At 72.2% G+C, this 14,063-nt stretch carries 16 protein-coding genes; 9 read left to right on the forward strand and 7 right to left on the reverse strand.

Annotated elements, in window-relative coordinates; all coding sequences use genetic code 11:
- Nucleotides 1-111 precede the first annotated feature (111 nt).
- Nucleotides 112-1,314: an exodeoxyribonuclease VII large subunit gene (xseA, locus tag ACGGCP_RS06290; protein WP_392962055.1), complete on the forward strand. Its 1,203-nt coding sequence runs from the start codon at nucleotides 112-114 to the stop codon at nucleotides 1,312-1,314.
- Nucleotides 1,314-1,523 (forward strand): exodeoxyribonuclease VII small subunit, encoded by a 210-nt coding sequence (locus ACGGCP_RS06295; protein ID WP_392961828.1) that lies wholly within the window; start codon nucleotides 1,314-1,316, stop codon nucleotides 1,521-1,523. The genes xseA and ACGGCP_RS06295 overlap by 1 nt, the downstream gene beginning before the upstream one ends.
- Here the strand turns inward: ACGGCP_RS06295 and ACGGCP_RS06300 are convergent.
- Nucleotides 1,520-2,155: a DUF4245 family protein gene (locus ACGGCP_RS06300; RefSeq protein ID WP_392961831.1), complete on the reverse strand. Its 636-nt coding sequence runs from the start codon at nucleotides 2,153-2,155 to the stop codon at nucleotides 1,520-1,522. The two genes, ACGGCP_RS06295 and ACGGCP_RS06300, sit on opposite strands and share 4 nt — an antisense overlap.
- Before the next feature lie 193 nt (nucleotides 2,156-2,348).
- Here ACGGCP_RS06300 and ACGGCP_RS06305 point away from each other — a divergent pair, with 193 nt between their 5' ends.
- From ACGGCP_RS06305 to ACGGCP_RS06315, 3 genes are all read left to right on the forward strand, one after another.
- Nucleotides 2,349-3,236, forward strand: coding sequence for a carbohydrate kinase (locus ACGGCP_RS06305; protein ID WP_392962058.1), 888 nt, complete (start codon nucleotides 2,349-2,351; stop codon nucleotides 3,234-3,236).
- A 68-nt stretch (nucleotides 3,237-3,304) separates the two neighbouring features.
- Complete coding sequence (gene egtD, locus ACGGCP_RS06310; protein WP_392961833.1) at nucleotides 3,305-4,285, forward strand: L-histidine N(alpha)-methyltransferase; 981 nt, start codon at nucleotides 3,305-3,307, stop codon at nucleotides 4,283-4,285.
- A gap of 47 nt (nucleotides 4,286-4,332) precedes the next feature.
- Nucleotides 4,333-4,926, forward strand: coding sequence for a histidine phosphatase family protein (locus ACGGCP_RS06315; RefSeq protein ID WP_392961836.1), 594 nt, complete (start codon nucleotides 4,333-4,335; stop codon nucleotides 4,924-4,926).
- Nucleotides 4,927-4,930: 4 nt separating this feature from the next.
- Here the strand turns inward: ACGGCP_RS06315 and ACGGCP_RS06320 are convergent, their stop codons facing one another.
- Nucleotides 4,931-5,761, reverse strand: coding sequence for a class I SAM-dependent methyltransferase (locus tag ACGGCP_RS06320; RefSeq protein ID WP_392961839.1), 831 nt, complete (start codon nucleotides 5,759-5,761; stop codon nucleotides 4,931-4,933).
- Nucleotides 5,762-5,901: 140 nt separating this feature from the next.
- Between ACGGCP_RS06320 and ACGGCP_RS06325 the strand changes: the two genes are divergently transcribed.
- Nucleotides 5,902-6,588, forward strand: a complete 687-nt coding sequence (locus ACGGCP_RS06325) for a lysoplasmalogenase (RefSeq protein ID WP_392961841.1) — start codon at nucleotides 5,902-5,904, stop codon at nucleotides 6,586-6,588.
- Between the two features lie 93 nt (nucleotides 6,589-6,681).
- On the forward strand, nucleotides 6,682-6,924 hold the full coding sequence (locus ACGGCP_RS06330; RefSeq protein ID WP_392961843.1) for a hypothetical protein: 243 nt from the start codon (nucleotides 6,682-6,684) through the stop codon (nucleotides 6,922-6,924).
- Nucleotide 6,925: 1 nt separating this feature from the next.
- On the opposite strand, the gene ACGGCP_RS06335 is transcribed toward ACGGCP_RS06330, so the two are convergent.
- The 3 genes from ACGGCP_RS06335 to ACGGCP_RS06345 all read right to left on the reverse strand — a co-directional run bounded on the left by ACGGCP_RS06335 (nucleotide 6,926) and on the right by ACGGCP_RS06345 (nucleotide 10,307).
- The gene (locus tag ACGGCP_RS06335) at nucleotides 6,926-9,067 is read right to left on the reverse strand and encodes a HelD family protein (RefSeq protein ID WP_392961846.1); all 2,142 of its coding nucleotides are present in this window, start codon (nucleotides 9,065-9,067) and stop codon (nucleotides 6,926-6,928) included.
- A gap of 93 nt (nucleotides 9,068-9,160) precedes the next feature.
- Nucleotides 9,161-9,586, reverse strand: a complete 426-nt coding sequence (locus ACGGCP_RS06340; protein ID WP_392961849.1) for a GNAT family N-acetyltransferase — start codon at nucleotides 9,584-9,586, stop codon at nucleotides 9,161-9,163.
- 22 nt (nucleotides 9,587-9,608) lie between these two features.
- Nucleotides 9,609-10,307, reverse strand: coding sequence for a DUF2306 domain-containing protein (locus tag ACGGCP_RS06345; RefSeq protein ID WP_392961852.1), 699 nt, complete (start codon nucleotides 10,305-10,307; stop codon nucleotides 9,609-9,611).
- Nucleotides 10,308-10,402: 95 nt separating this feature from the next.
- Between ACGGCP_RS06345 and ACGGCP_RS06350 the strand changes: the two genes are divergently transcribed.
- The gene (locus ACGGCP_RS06350) at nucleotides 10,403-11,185 is read left to right on the forward strand and encodes a MerR family transcriptional regulator (protein WP_392961855.1); all 783 of its coding nucleotides are present in this window, start codon (nucleotides 10,403-10,405) and stop codon (nucleotides 11,183-11,185) included.
- A 159-nt stretch (nucleotides 11,186-11,344) separates the two neighbouring features.
- Here ACGGCP_RS06350 and ACGGCP_RS06355 read toward each other — a convergent pair whose 3' ends face one another.
- Nucleotides 11,345-12,229, reverse strand: coding sequence for a sulfotransferase domain-containing protein (locus ACGGCP_RS06355; RefSeq protein ID WP_392961857.1), 885 nt, complete (start codon nucleotides 12,227-12,229; stop codon nucleotides 11,345-11,347).
- A 105-nt stretch (nucleotides 12,230-12,334) separates the two neighbouring features.
- Between ACGGCP_RS06355 and ACGGCP_RS06360 the strand changes: the two genes are divergently transcribed.
- Complete coding sequence (locus ACGGCP_RS06360) at nucleotides 12,335-12,874, forward strand: thioredoxin family protein (protein WP_392961860.1); 540 nt, start codon at nucleotides 12,335-12,337, stop codon at nucleotides 12,872-12,874.
- Here ACGGCP_RS06360 and ACGGCP_RS06365 read toward each other — a convergent pair.
- Nucleotides 12,871-14,049, reverse strand: coding sequence for an amidohydrolase (locus tag ACGGCP_RS06365; RefSeq protein WP_392961863.1), 1,179 nt, complete (start codon nucleotides 14,047-14,049; stop codon nucleotides 12,871-12,873). The two genes, ACGGCP_RS06360 and ACGGCP_RS06365, sit on opposite strands and share 4 nt — an antisense overlap.
- Nucleotides 14,050-14,063: the final 14 nt, after the last annotated feature.

A 14,063-nucleotide genomic window follows, 5' to 3' on the forward strand; every position in this document is an offset into this window, starting at 1 on the left:
TCCTCTGCAAGCGGACCAAGCCACCCTCTGGGAAGCCTCGTGACCGACGCACCCAGCAGCGCCACCGGAAGCAGCGCCACTGAAAAGCCCGCCACCGGACCGAGCGTGCCGATGAGCGCGGAGAACCCGTGGCCCCTGCGGGTGGTCTCGAAGAAGATCGGCGACTGGCTCGCCCGCCTCGGCGAGGTGTGGACCGAGGGCCAGATCACCGAGATCAGCCACCGCGGCCGCACCGTCTACCTGACGCTGCGCGACCCGTCGGCCGAGGTCTCCATGCGGGTCGTCGACTTCACCGGCGCGGTCGCCGCGTGCGACCCGCCGCTGCGGGACGGCGCGCAGGTCGTCATCCGCGCCCAGGCCCAGTGGTGGGACAAGAACGGCTCGCTGTCGCTCCACGTGCGGGAGATCCGCCAGGTCGGCCTCGGCGAGCTCCTCGCCCGCCTCGAGCGCCTCAAGAAGCTCCTCGCCGCCGAGGGCCTGTTCGCGGCCGAACGCAAGAAGCCGCTCCCGTTCCTGCCCTACCGGATCGGGCTCATCACCGGCCGCGCCTCCGACGCGATGCGGGACGTCCTGAAGAACGCGAAAGCGCGCCTGCCGTCCGCGGACTTCGAGGTCCGCGAGGTCGCCGTCCAGGGCCCGCGCGCGGTCAGCGAGGTGTGCGCGGCGCTCGCCGAGCTCGACCGGGACCCTGACGTCGACGTGATCGTCATCGCCCGCGGCGGCGGCTCGATGGAGGACCTGCTGCCGTTCTCGGACGAGACGCTGTGCCGGGCCGTGGCCGAGGCGGTCACGCCCGTGGTCTCGGCGATCGGGCACGAACCGGACACGCCGATCCTCGACTACGTCGCAGACTGGCGCGCCTCGACCCCCACCGAGGCCGGGAAGAAAGTGGTCCCCGACCTCGCCGAGGAGCAGCGCGGCCTGAACATCAGCCGCACCCGGCTGCGGCAGGCGCTCGGCGCGATGCTCACCCGCGAGGCGGACGGGCTCGCCGCGATGCGCGCCCGGCCCGTGCTCGCGCGGCCGGAGACGATGCTGGAGGCCCGCGGCGAGACGGTCGCGAACCTGCAGCACCGCATGCGGGCCCGCGTCGGCTCGCGCCTCGAGCGGTCGACGGACGAGCTGGAGCACCTGCGGGCGCGGCTGCGCTCGCTCTCCCCGCAGTCCACACTGGACCGCGGCTATGCGATCGTCACCGACACCGGGTCCGGTGCGGTGCTGCGGGACGCGGCGGACGCGGGCGAGGCCATCGAAGTGCGGCTGGCGGCGGGATCGCTGCGGGCCGCGGTCGTGCACACGAGAGAGGACGGCTGATGAGCATTGAGCAGTTGACGTACGAGGAGGCCCGGGCCGAGCTCGTGGCCACGGTCGAGCGCCTCGAAGCGGGCGGGGCCACGCTGGAGGAGTCGCTCAAGCTCTGGGAGCGCGGCGAGCAGCTCGCAGACCTGTGCCAGTCGCACCTCGAAGGCGCCCGCGAGCGGCTCAACGCCCGCATCAGGCCCGAAGGGGACGACGAGGACTAGGCCGCGTCGGCCACGCCCTCGGCGAGTTCGGCGAGGTCGCCCGCGCCGTCGGTCTCGGCGCTGATCGCGACGGTCTCGCCGCCGATCTCGGCCACCCAGGTCTCGCTCGTCGCCGATTCGTATGCGGCCCATTCGATCCCGGCGGCCTCGACGGGCGTGCCGGCGCCGGTGAGCTCCTCGTTCACGTCGGCGGCGGTGCCGTTGGTCTCGACCAGCTGCAGGCCGTGGCCCTCGGGCGAGTAGTAGCCGGTCCGCAGCACCACGGTCTCGCCTTCGACGGCGAGGTCGGTCGAGATGGCCTTCCACTCGTCCGTCAGCTCCGGCTCGATCGCGGCCAGGCCCAGGCTCGCGGCGGTCGCGTGGTTCTCGCTCGTGTCGACCACGCTGACCTGCCGGTCCGAGGCGACCCACTGCCACCCGACGTAGAACACGGCGATCGGCACGAGCAGCACCGCCATCGACATCGCCATGTCGCGCAGCCGCCGCGGCTTCGGGCGCGCGGTCGCGGCGGCAGGGGCCGTACCGCCTTCGGCAGCGCCGTCCTCAACAGCGCCGTCTTCGGCAGCACCACCTGCGGCCGCGTCCGCAGCCTCGGCTGCCGACGCTCCGACCTTGACCTCTTCGCTGGACATGGCTCCATCCTGAACGACCGCCCCGCGGCCCGGCGCACCGCCCCGCCCCGGCGTGGCGCACGAATCCCGCCGGGGCCTCCCGGGCCGAACCCGCCCACCGCGACGCGAATCCGACTTCCATGCGGCCAAAGCGTTGCAATACCCTCTGCGCAGCGGCACCCGCAAGCGACGGAAGGAGCCCCCTTTGATCCTCGTGGCAGGCGAGAACGTCATCGACCTCGTCCCGGCCCCCGGCGGCCAGCTCCGCCCCACCTGCGGCGGCGGTCCCGCGAACACCGCCGTCGCGCTCGCCCGGCGCGGCGTCCCCACCGCGCTCGTCGGCGCCGTCGGCGGCGACCACTTCGGCCGCCAGGTCTGGCGCCGCCACATCGCCGCGGGCGTGCGCCGCGACTGGCTCCTGCGCACCGACCTGCCCTCCACGCTCGGCCTCGCCGTCGTCAGCGAGGACGGCACCGCCGCGTACGACTACTGGACCACCGGCACCGCCGACTTCGCATGGGAGGGCCGCGACCTGCCGAAACCCGACCCGGCCCAGGTCGACCTCCTCCACTTCGGGTCCCTCGCCGCCTACCTCGAGCCGTCCGCCCGCACCATCGAGCACTGGGTGAACCGCGCCCGCCGCGCCGTCCCGGTCTCCTTCGACCCGAACATCCGCCTCAGCGCGATGGGCGAGCACGCGAAGGTCCTCGAACGCACCGAACGCCTGGTCGGCCTCGCCACCCTCGTCCGCGTCTCCGAACGCGACCTCGCGCAGCTCTACCCAGGCACCGCCGTCGACGAGGTCGCCCGCAAATGGCTCGAATCCGGCCCGGAACTGGTGGTCGTGACCCTCGGCGACGCCGGGTCGGTCGCGTTCCACCGCAACCACGTCACCGAGATGACGACCCCCGCCGTCGACGTCATCGACACGATCGGCGCGGGCGACGCGTTCACCTCCGGGCTCCTCGGCTGGCTCACCTCAGCGGGCTGGATGCGCCTCGACCGGCTCCCGGCCTGGGGCAACCAGGCCGTGGTCGCCGCGGCCCTGCGGTACGCGGGCCAGGTCGCCGCCCAGGCGTGCACCGTGCCCGGGGCACCGTAGCGGGAAGCACTGCGACGCCCGTCGTTCACTGGGGCGAAACATACCGCGAGTCGACATAAGATCAAGGTGTGTCTGCTCCTGAACTGCGGATCTGCATCGACGAGTCCGACCTCGACGCGTCGCTCCGCCTGGACGTGCGGCGGGGCCTCACCTCGCACCCCAAGCACCTGCCGATGCGCCTGCACTACGACGGGCGCGGCTCGACCCTCTTCGGCGAGCTCACCCGCCAGCCCGAGTACTACCAGACCCGCAGCGAGCGGGCGGTCCTGCACGACCGGGCCGGGGAGATCGCCGACGCGCTCGGGACCGACCCGGTCTCGGTGATCGAGCTCGGCGCGGGCCGCGCCGAGAAGATCCGGCCGCTGCTCGGCGCGCTCGCGGACGAAGGGCGGCTCGACGCGTTCTGGCCGTTCGACGTGGCCGAAGGCGAGGTCAGGGACGTGCTGCGCGAACTCGCCACCGCCTATCCGGACGCGCACCTCGGCGGGATCGTCGGCGACTTCACCCGCCACCTCTCGCAGCTGCCCGACCACCACGACACGCGGCTCGTCGCGTTCCTCGGCGGCACCTTCGGGAACTTCGCCGGGCTCGAACGCGGCCAGTTCCTCCGCGACCTGCGCGAGGCCCTGCGCCCCGGCGACTGGTTCCTGCTCGGCGCCGACCTCGTGAAGGACCCGGACGTGATCCTCGCTGCCTACAACGACGCCGCCGGGGTGACCGCCGAGTTCAACCGGTACGTCCTGTACGTCCTCAACCACCGCCTCGACGCCGACTTCGAGCCCGACAACTTCGAGCACATCGTCCTGTGGGACAGCGACACCGCCACCATCGACATGCGGCTGCGCGCGATGAAGCCGATGCGGGCGGACGTCGCCGCCCTCGGACTCGACGTCAGGTTCACCGAAGGCGAGGAGATCCACACCGGGATCTCCACGAAGTTCGTGCGCGGCGAGCTCGAGAACCAGCTCCAGGCCGCCGGATTCGCCACGACCGGGTGCTGGACCGACGAGCGCGGGTACATGGGCGTGTTCCTCGCCCGCGCGGTCTGAGACCCGATCCCGCGTGCCCCGGGGCGGGCCGGATTAAGGTGGTCGGCATGGGAGAGATCGTGCTCATCCGCCACGGCGAGACCACCTGGTCCGCGTCGGGGCAGCATACGTCCGTCACCGACCTCGACCTCACCGAGAACGGCGTGTCCCAAGCGAAAGCGCTCGCGCCGCTGCTCGCCGGACGCGACTTCGCGGCCGTCTGGTCGAGCCCCCGCAAGCGGGCGCTCGTCACCGCCGACCTCGCGGGCCTCGACCTCACCGCCGTCATCCCCGACCTCGCCGAATGGGGCTACGGCGACTACGAGGGCCGCACCAGCGAGGAGATCGAGGCCGAGAACCCGGGCTGGTCGCTGTGGACCGACGGCGGCAAGGGCCCCGGCGGCGAGACGGCCGACGAGGTCGCCGCGCGCCTCGACCGGGCCCTCGCCGAGGCCGAACCGCTCCTGGCGCAAGGCGACGTCGCGTTCGTCGCCCACGGCCACAGCCTCCGCGTCGCCGCCGCCCGCTGGCTCGGCCGCCCCGCGCGCGACGGCCGCGAGCTCAAGATCGACACCGCCTCGATCGCCGCCCTCGGCTACGAGCACGGGCACCACGCGATCACCCTGTGGAACCTCACCGCCGCCGCCGCGAACGGCGCGTGAAACCCTAGGGCCGCCAGACGACGACGCCCGTGGGCGCCTCGCGCTCCGAGAACCGGCCGCCCGCGTCGGCCAGGAGGCCGCGCAGCTCGGACTCGAAGGCGGGCAACCGATCCGCGAACAGGTGCGGCGCCGAACTCGACAGCGAGAACACCGCCGACACGACCGAGTCGGCGTCGCGGACGAAGACCCGCCCGTCGTCGACCTGGAAGCGCGCCGCCTCGGTGTACCCGGCCTCCCGCATGACCTCCTCCTCGCCGCCCGCGGTCCCGCCCGGCAGGAACCCCTGACCCGCACGGCGGACCGGCCCGAGATAGGCCGCGACGAGCTCGCCGATGCGGTCCCACGGCGGGGCCGGGTGCGGCAGCGCCTCGTCGTGCTCCGCGCCGCGATGCGTGGTCGCGCCGACGTGGATCCAGCAGCCGTCCGGGTCGAGCAGGCCGCGCACGCGGCGGGCCACGAGCGGCCGGTCCATCCAGTGGAAGGACTGCGCGAACGCCGCGACCCTGAAGGGCCCCAAGTCGTCGGAGAGCTCCTCGGCGCGCAGCCGCCGCCACCCGACGCGGTCGAGCCCGGCCTCTGCCGCGCGTCGCGCGGCCTCCGCCAGCATTCCCGCGTCCGGATCGACACCCACAGTGGACTCGAACAGCGGCGCGAGCACCAGCGTCAGCGACCCGGGCCCGCAGCCCACGTCCAGGAGGCGGCCCGTGCCGTCGAGGCCGAGCGCCTCGCGCACGGCCGCGGCGAGCCCGGCCGGATACGGGACCCGGCCGACGCTGTAATGCGCGGCCGTGCCCGCGAAGAGGGTCTCGTCCCATTCCCAGTCTCCGTCAGTCATCGGCGCAGCATCCCCGATCGGCACCCGGACCGCCAGCGCTTTTCCACCGCTCGGCGCCCGGCCGGTCAGCACCCGGCCGGTCGGGCGACCAACCCGCGACCGGCCCGCGCCCGCCGGGACTCTGGTAGGCTCCGGCACCCATGAACCCTCCCCTCGTCCTGATCCGCTCGGTGCTCGTGCGCTTCCCGGCGCGCCTGTGGCTGTGGGCGTTCGCGGCCGCGATCGCGCTCGACCTGGCCGCGATCTCGTTCGGCGCCGACGACCTCCGCTGGGTCAGCAAGCCCGCGCTGACGCTGCTGCTCCTGGCGCACCTGATCGTGTCGTCCTCCCCCGGCCTGCGCACGGCGCGGCTGTTCGGGCTCGGCCTGCTCCTGGCGTGCGCGGCGGACATCGCGCTCCTGGCCGACGGCACGCCCGCGTTCCTGACCGGCATGGGCCTCTTCGGGCTCATGCAGATCGCGTACCTCGCGGTCTTCGTCCGCTTGAGCGCGTTCCCGATCCGCCGCCGCTGGCGCATCCCTGCGTGCTACCTCGCGTTCTGGCTGGGCGCCAACGTGGTCCTGTGGCCGAGGCTCGGCGGCCTGGCCGTGCCCGTCGCGGTGTACAGCCTGCTGCTGGTCGCGATGGCCGCCGAGGCCGCGGGCCTCAACCGCACCGCCGCGCTGGGCGGGCTGCTGTTCGTGGTCTCCGACCTCACGCTCGGCTCGGGTGTGGCCGGGTTCGACTTCCCGCTCCAGTCGCAGCTGGTCATGGCGACGTACGCCGCGGCGCAGCTGCTCCTGGTCCTCGGGACGTTGAAAGCCCTGCCTCCCATGGAGACCGAGTGACCTCGCGGGTCGATCTGGGCGGATCGGGTCGTGGCGGGCGGCCGGTGCGAAACGGGGGACCCGCACGGCGCCGTGAGGCGTTAGGGTCGGGCCATGCGACGTGTGCTGTGGGTGCTCGCCTGGGTGGTCGGCGGTTTCTTCATCTTCCGGGCGGTCATGGAGCTGTTCGTGGTCGACTTCGGCGACCCGGCGAGTTACGCGGAGGACTGGGGCGGGCCGAGCCTCTTCGGTGTGCTCCTGGTCCATATGGGACCGGGAGTGGTGTCGGCGGTGCTGCTCGCGTACGCGGTCAGGCGGTCTCGGAGGCGCCGCATAGCGGACGCCTCCGAGGCCTGAATCAGCCGAGGTCGATCCTGGTGAGGCGCTGGGTGGCCCGGGTGAGGACCACGTAGGCGACGCCGGGGCCGTGCGCGGCGGCGACGGCTTCGAGGTCGACGGCGATGACGGCGTCCCATTCGAGGCCCTTGGACTCCAAGGGGCCCACCAGGGTCACGCGTCCGTCGTGGACGATGTTCGCGAGTTCGGCGTGGCGGTCGTAGGGCGCGATGATGCCGACGGTGCCTTCGACGGCGTCGAGGGCCTGGACGACGGCGCCGGCGACCTCGGGGAGGAGCGCGTCGGCGGCGACGGTGCGCTCGTCGACGGCGACGCCGGTCTCGCGGACGGCCTCGGGGAGGTCGATGTTGCGCAGGCGCGGGCGGGCCCAGTCGGCGGCGTATTCGAAGACCTCTTTGGAGTTCCGGTAGTTCTTGGTGAGGTGGAACTCGTGGAGGCGGCCGCTGGGGACGGCGCGGCGGCGGGCGTCGGCGCTCTCCCTCGGGCGCGGCCAGCTGGACTGGGCCTCGTCGCCGACGATGGTCCATCCGGCGCCGCGGCCGCGGCGGCCGAGCATGCGCCACTGCATGGGCGAGAGGTCCTGGGCCTCGTCGACGATGACGTGCGCGTAGTCCTCGTAGAACGCGTCGCGGGCCTGCCGTTCGGGCCGGTCGTAGTAGCGGTCCTGGACGGTGGAGACCTCCTGGATGCCGTCCCAGGACCGGATGCGGTCCCGGTTGCGGGGCTGGGGTTTCACGCCGAGGAGGATGCGCAGTTCGTCGAGGAGCGCGACGTCGGGGATGGAGAAGTCGGTCTCGCGCAGCGAGGCGGCGACGCCTTCGATGGCGTCCTTCTTCATGTGCCCTTCGGCGGCGGAGGCGAGGCGGCGGGGGTCGCCGCCCCAGCCGAGGACGTCGGCGGGGTCGAGGTCGGGCCACCAGTGGTCGAGGAAGGTGAGGAACTCGCCGCGTGAGCCGACGTCGCGTGAGAACTTCGCCGGCTCGGCCTCTTCGATGACGGGTTTGATCTTGCGCCACAGGGCGATGAGGAGGGCGCGTCCGGCCTCGGTCTTGGCGAGGTTGGGGCGCGGCTCCTTCTCGAAGACGCGGGCGCGGGCGGCCGCGAGTTCGGCGGCGTCGAGTTTGAACACGTCGCCGCGGTAGACGATGCGCAGCTCGCTGGGGGCGCCGGGCGGGGTCTGGCGGACGAGGCGGCGCAGGATCGGGAGCATCACGGTGCCGCCCTTGACGGCCGCGACCTCGGGCCGGTCCTGGCGGACTGCCTCGACCCCGGCGTAGAGCTCGCCGAGGGAGTACAGGGCGGCGGTCTCCTCGCCGAGGCTGGGGAGGACCCGCCCGATGTACTTCATGAACACGGCCGAGGGGCCGACGACGAGGATGCCGGCGGCCTCGTAGCGGCTGCGGTCCTGGTAGAGGAGGAACGCGGCGCGGTGGAGGGCGACGACGGTCTTGCCGGTGCCGGGCCCGCCGGTGATGATGGTGGCGCCGCGCCCGGGCGCGCGGATCGCGGCGTCCTGCTCGGCCTGGATGGTGGCGACGATGTCGCGCATGCGCCCGGTCCGCTTGCGGCCCAGGGCGGCCATGAGCGCGCCGTCGCCGATGACGGGGAGCCGGTCGGCGGCGTCCTCATTGAGCAGGTCGTCGCTGATCTCCTCGACCGAGCGGCCGAAGGAGCGGATGACGCGGCGGCGGGACACGTCCTGGCGGTCGACGGCGGTGGCGCGGTAGAACGGCGCGGCGGCGGGCGCGCGCCAGTCGACGAGGAGGGTGCGGTACTCCTCGTCGCGCACGCCGAGGCGGCCGACGTGGCGGACCTTGCCGTCGTCGAAGTCGAGGCGGCCGAAGACGAGCCCCTCGTGCTGGGAGTCGAGGTCGGCGATGCGGCGGGCGGCCTGATAGACGAACACGTCGCGCTCGTACCGGGCGCCCGGCACCGTCGCGGCGAGGTGGGCGTAGCCGGAGTCGCGGTTGCCTTCGGCTTCGCCGCGGAGCACGTCGACGCGCGCGTACACGCGGTCGACGAAGCCCTGCTCGATCGCGATCTCCTGCTCGGGGGTGCTGGCCGGATCGGGTACGGGGACGGCGTGCGTCGTGTCGACGTCCTGCTCCTGCTGGGCGTCGGCGGGGCCTGGTTCCTGGGACACTGCGCTCCTCGCTCGAATTCGGGAACGCACCAGCCTAGCGCGTCGCGGCGACACCCGTCCGCCGATCATGGACGAGCGAGTGCTCGCACACGCTCAGGGCTGGGCGGGCCAGACGCGGTACATCCAGGAGTAGTCGTCGGCGATCTCGCTGAACGCGAACTGCTCGTAGAGGCCTTGCGCGTCGGCGGTGGCGAGGAGGACGCGCTTGAGGCCCATGCGCTCGGCCTCGTCCATGATGTGCGCGACGAGCCGCTTGCTGAGCCCCTTCCCGCGCGCCTCGCGGTCGACGTAGACGTCGCTGAGCCACCCGAAGTACGCGTGGTCGGTGACCAGCCGCGCGAACGCGAGCTGGCGGCCGTCGGCGTCGTAGAGCCCGAACGGGAGCGAGTGGTCGATGGCGAGGTCGCTGCGTTCGCGGGTGCGGCCGACGGCCCAGTACGTGTCGGTGGAGATGACCTTGTGGATCCAGTCGCGGTCGAGGCGGTCGGGGTCGGAGGAGATCGTGTACTCGTCGCTCATCGTCCCAACCTATGCCCGCGCCTCAGGCGGCGCCAGCGGAAATCCGGCGGCTTGCCTTGCGGCGCAGGTAGACCTCGATGAACAGGAGGTTGAGGACGATCGAGCCGACGATCGCGGCGGTGTAGGCGACGCTGAAGAGCGCCTCGAAGTCGCCGCCGTAGACGCCGTCGAGCAGCGGGATCTGCACGGCGATGAACAGCCCGAGGTAGACCCGCAGCATGACGGCGGCGAACGTCGCCGCCATGGAACGCAGCATCCACCGCTCGTGCGCGGCGAAGTCGCGGGCGCGCACGGCCCGGTAGGCGCGCACGGCCGTGTAGAGCCAGAACACGTCGAGGAACACGAACGAGACGAGCGCGATCGGCCCGGCGGTGGTGAGGACGCCGACGACGATGCCGGTGAGGGCGCCCGGGAGGATGCCGCCGAGCAGGTAGACGCGGCCGAGGACGCGGTGGACCTTCGGGTGCCTGCGGCGGATCGAGCCGAAGAACTGGAACGGGCCGACCAGGAGCGCGACGCCTCCGGCGGCGGCGTGCGCGATGAGGAACGGCAGGTGGATCGCGACGTCTTCGCGGATGCCGACGCGCGATTCCATGCCCGCCAGGTAGGGCGGCACGGCGTAGAGGACGATCGCGACGCTCGCGATCGCGACGGTGAGGACGGCGACGCGGCCGCGTCTGGCGGCGGGGCGTTTCGGCGGGGTGGCGAGGGTGGCGCTCATGAGGGGGTGCTCCTTGCGTCGTGAGCGATACTATCGATAGTGAAACTATCACTAAATCGGGCGGGTCACAACCGCGGTTCGGGTAAGAAGGACGCATGCGAATCGGTGAGCTCAGCGCCAGGACCGGGGTCCCGGTGGCCACGATCAAGTACTACGTGCGCGAAGGGCTCGTCTCCGGCGGCGAGCGGACCGGCCACAACCAGGTCCGCTACGGCGAGGAGCACGTCCGGCGGCTGCGGCTGGTGCGCTCCATGGTCGAGACCGGCGCGCTCCCGATCGCCAAGGTCCGCGAAGTGCTCGCGGAGGTCGAGGAGCCCGATCGCGACCTCGACAGCGCGCTCGGCGTCGCCAGCCGGGCCCTCTCCAGCCACCGCGCGCCCGCCGAGGAGCCCGAGGAGGTCGACCTCGAGACGGCGCGGGCGCTCGTGCGGCGGCGCGGCTGGAACCGGATCCCGTCCGACCACGAGTACCTGGCCCAGCTCGCCGACGTCATCGGCCGCCTGCGACTCCTGGGCCTCAGCGACCTCGTCGAGCACGAGGACCGCTACGCGCGCGCCGCCGAGCAGATCGCCGAGGCCGACATCCGCCTCCTCTCCAAGCGCGGCGACCGCGACGAGATTCTCGAGGCGATGATCGTCGGCACCGTCCTCGGCGACGCCCTCCTCACGATCCTCCGCCGAATAGCGCAGGTCGAGATCTCCGGCCGCGAATTCAAAGGGCCCGAGGAGCATCGGGCCGGACGCGAAGAAGCCTTATCCACAAGGGACCGTTATGCCGGGCGATCCGCGCCTGGAACGGCGGTTTCCCATGCGCAAATGGCAATGTCTGCACTTGTCGGGTTTTCGACTGTGCAAGCCGATTGGGCGGTTCTACGCTGATTCCACGCACCCCGGTGGCGCGGCGGCAGAGACCAAGCCTGCTCGACAAGAGACTTTGCCGCCATCACCAGGAGGCCGTCCGACGAAGTGGGGTAGTCGCGACGGCCGGCGGCGGGGCTCCAACTACCTGGCCTGGAGCCCCGCCGCACTTCCGCGCGTTCAGGGGCGGTGGAGCCAGTCCAGGAGGTCCGCCGGGGCCATCGCCGCCGCGCGTTCGCGGTAGGCCGCGAGTTCTTCGGGGGTGAGGAGTTCGGCGGCCGAGCCGGAAGTGCCGCGCCGGAAGAACGCGTCGCGGCTGCGGAAGACGCCCATGGGGTCCGGGGCGACCTGCTCGGCCTTGGACTTCATCTCGGCGAACGTGGCGGCCTTGACGAGCTCCGGCCAGCGCGCTTCGTCCACTTCGATGCCGAGCCAGGCGGCGATGCGGCGCATCTCCCCTTCGAGGTCGGCGGCGAGGTCGGCGTAGTGGACGAGGAGGAGGTTGGGCTCGGCGCGGCGGGCCCAGGCGTCGCTGAGATGGGCCATGACGCCGGGGAGCATGTCCGGGTGCTCGCGCGGGTCGTTCCCGGAGCGGGTCCAGCCGACGAGCCAGTCGTGGAGGTCGGGGCGGGGGCCTTGTTTGGCTTCGGGGACCGGTTCGCCGGTGAGTTCGGCGACGCGTTCGCGGATGATGTTGGCGCCCTGGTGGTAGAGGGAGACTGCGGCGTCGAGGGGGTGGCGGGCGACCACGATGTAGCGGGCCTGGGGGTGGATCGGGATGCCGTCGAGCGGGGTGTGGGTCTTGATGAAGCGGCGGTGCTCCTGGGCTTCGAGGCGGGCGAAGACCTCGTCCTTGGGCGCGATGGTCCAGTCGAGCCAGGGCGAGGTCTCGGAGAGGTGCCCGGGGAGGTCGGGGGTCTGGAACACCAGGAGGGCGCAGATCATCTGCGTCCAGGTGGTGCCGTGTTTGGAGCGGGTGCTGATGACGATGTCGCCGTCGCGGACGGGGAAGTCGAGCCAGCGGTGGCTGTCTTCCATCTCTGAGAGGTAGCGGTGGGGAAGCACCGGAAGAGTCTAGGCGGCGGGCGCGGCGCCGCGCGAGCCTTTTGCGGCCTGGCGGGCGGGTCCCTACGATGAGGGTCCGACTGTTTTGTGAGGAGTGCGATTCCTTTGGCCCTCAACTCGAACATGGTGCCGCTGGGCACGCCCGCCCCCGATTTCTCGCTGCCGGACCTCGACGGGGAGCCGCGTTCGCTCGCGGGGTTCGACGCGCCGATGCTGCTGGTGGCGTTCCTGTGCAACCACTGCCCGTACGTGCGGCACATCGAGCAGGTCTTCGGCTCGGTCACGGCCGGGCAGGCGGACCTGGACGTGGCGGCGATCTGCGCGAACGACGCGGTGAACTACCCCGACGACGGCCCGGCGGGCCTCGCCGACCAGGTGGCGCGCGCGGCCTGGACGTTCCCGTACCTGGTGGACGAGTCGCAGGAGGTCGCGCGCGCCTACAGCGCGGTCTGCACGCCGGACTTCTTCCTCTACGGGCCGGACCGGACGCTCGCGTACCGGGGCGCGTTCGACGGCTCGACCCCCGGCAACGGCGTGCCCGTCACCGGGGAGTACCTGGAGGGCGCGATCGAGCTGGTGCGCCGGGGCGAGCCGGTGCCCGAGCCGCACTACCCGTCGACGGGTTGCGGCATCAAGTGGCGTTAGACCAGTGCGCCTTCACGGGCGACGACGCGGCCGTTCTTGACGACGAGCTTGCGCTGGTGGTGTTCGAGGACGGCTTCGGAGGGGTTGCGGCCCTTGAGGGCGACGAGGTCGGCGGTGTCGCCGACGGCGAGGCCGTAGCGGTCGAGCTTGAGCAGGCGCGCGCCGCCGAAGGTGGCGGCTTCGAGGGCGAGTTCGATGTCGGCGTCCTTGCTGAACCCGGCGTTGCGGGCGAACCACTGGGTGCGCTGGAGGTTGTCGCCGGTGCCGTAGGGGCTCCAGAGGTCGCGCACGCCGTCGTTGCCGATGCCCATGGTCACGCCCGCTTCGTCGAGTTCCTTGAGCGGGAGGATCTTCTTGGGCGCCACGGAGGTGAGCCCGATCTGGAGTTCGGCGAGGTCGGCGATGAGGCGGGCGCGGGTGGCGTCGTCGGCGTCGCAGAGGGCGAAGGCGTGGCTGATGACGACCTTGCCGGTGTAGCCGAGGGCGCGGGTGCGCTCGATGATCATGTCGAAGGTCTTGACGCCGAGGTCGCCGCCGTCGTGGAGGTGGATGTCGATCTCGGCGCCGTGCTTCTCGGCGAGCGCGAAGACGAGGTCGAGGTGTCGTTCGGCGTCGCCGTCGAAGCCTTCGGGGTCGATGCCGCCGACCGATTTGACGCCCGCGGCGAGGGCCTCGTCCATGAGCTCGGCGGTGCCGGGGCTGGCGAGGATGCCGGTCTGGGGGAAGGCGACGAGTTCGACGTCGATGCGCCCGTCGAGGCGTTCGACGGCTTCGCGCACGGCGTGGACGGCGCCGATGCCGATGCCCGGGTCGATGTCGACGTGCGAGCGGGCGTGGGTGGTGCCGGAGACGCACATGTTCGTGAGCAGCGCGGTGATGAAGTCGGCGTTTGGGATGCCGAACTCGGCGCGGCGCTCGGCGCCGTACGCGATGGCGGCGGCGAGGCCGGGCCCGGCGGTGCGCGGGACCCAGGGGCCGCCCCAGAGGGTCTTGTCGACGTGGGCGTGGGCGTCGACGAGGCCGGGGATGACGACGGCGCCGCCGAGGTCTTCGACGTGTGCGCCTTCGGCGGGAATCGCGTCGGCGACGGCCTCGATCCTGCCGTCCTTGACGAGCAGGTCGGTGCGTCCTTCGCGGCCCCAGAGCCGGGCGTCGCGCAGCAGCAGGTCGGTCATGTCAAGATCCTCTC

Origin of the sequence: Glycomyces sp. NPDC048151, assembly GCF_043202775.1 — a bacterium.
Taxonomy (GTDB): Bacteria; Actinomycetota; Actinomycetes; order Mycobacteriales; family Micromonosporaceae; genus Glycomyces.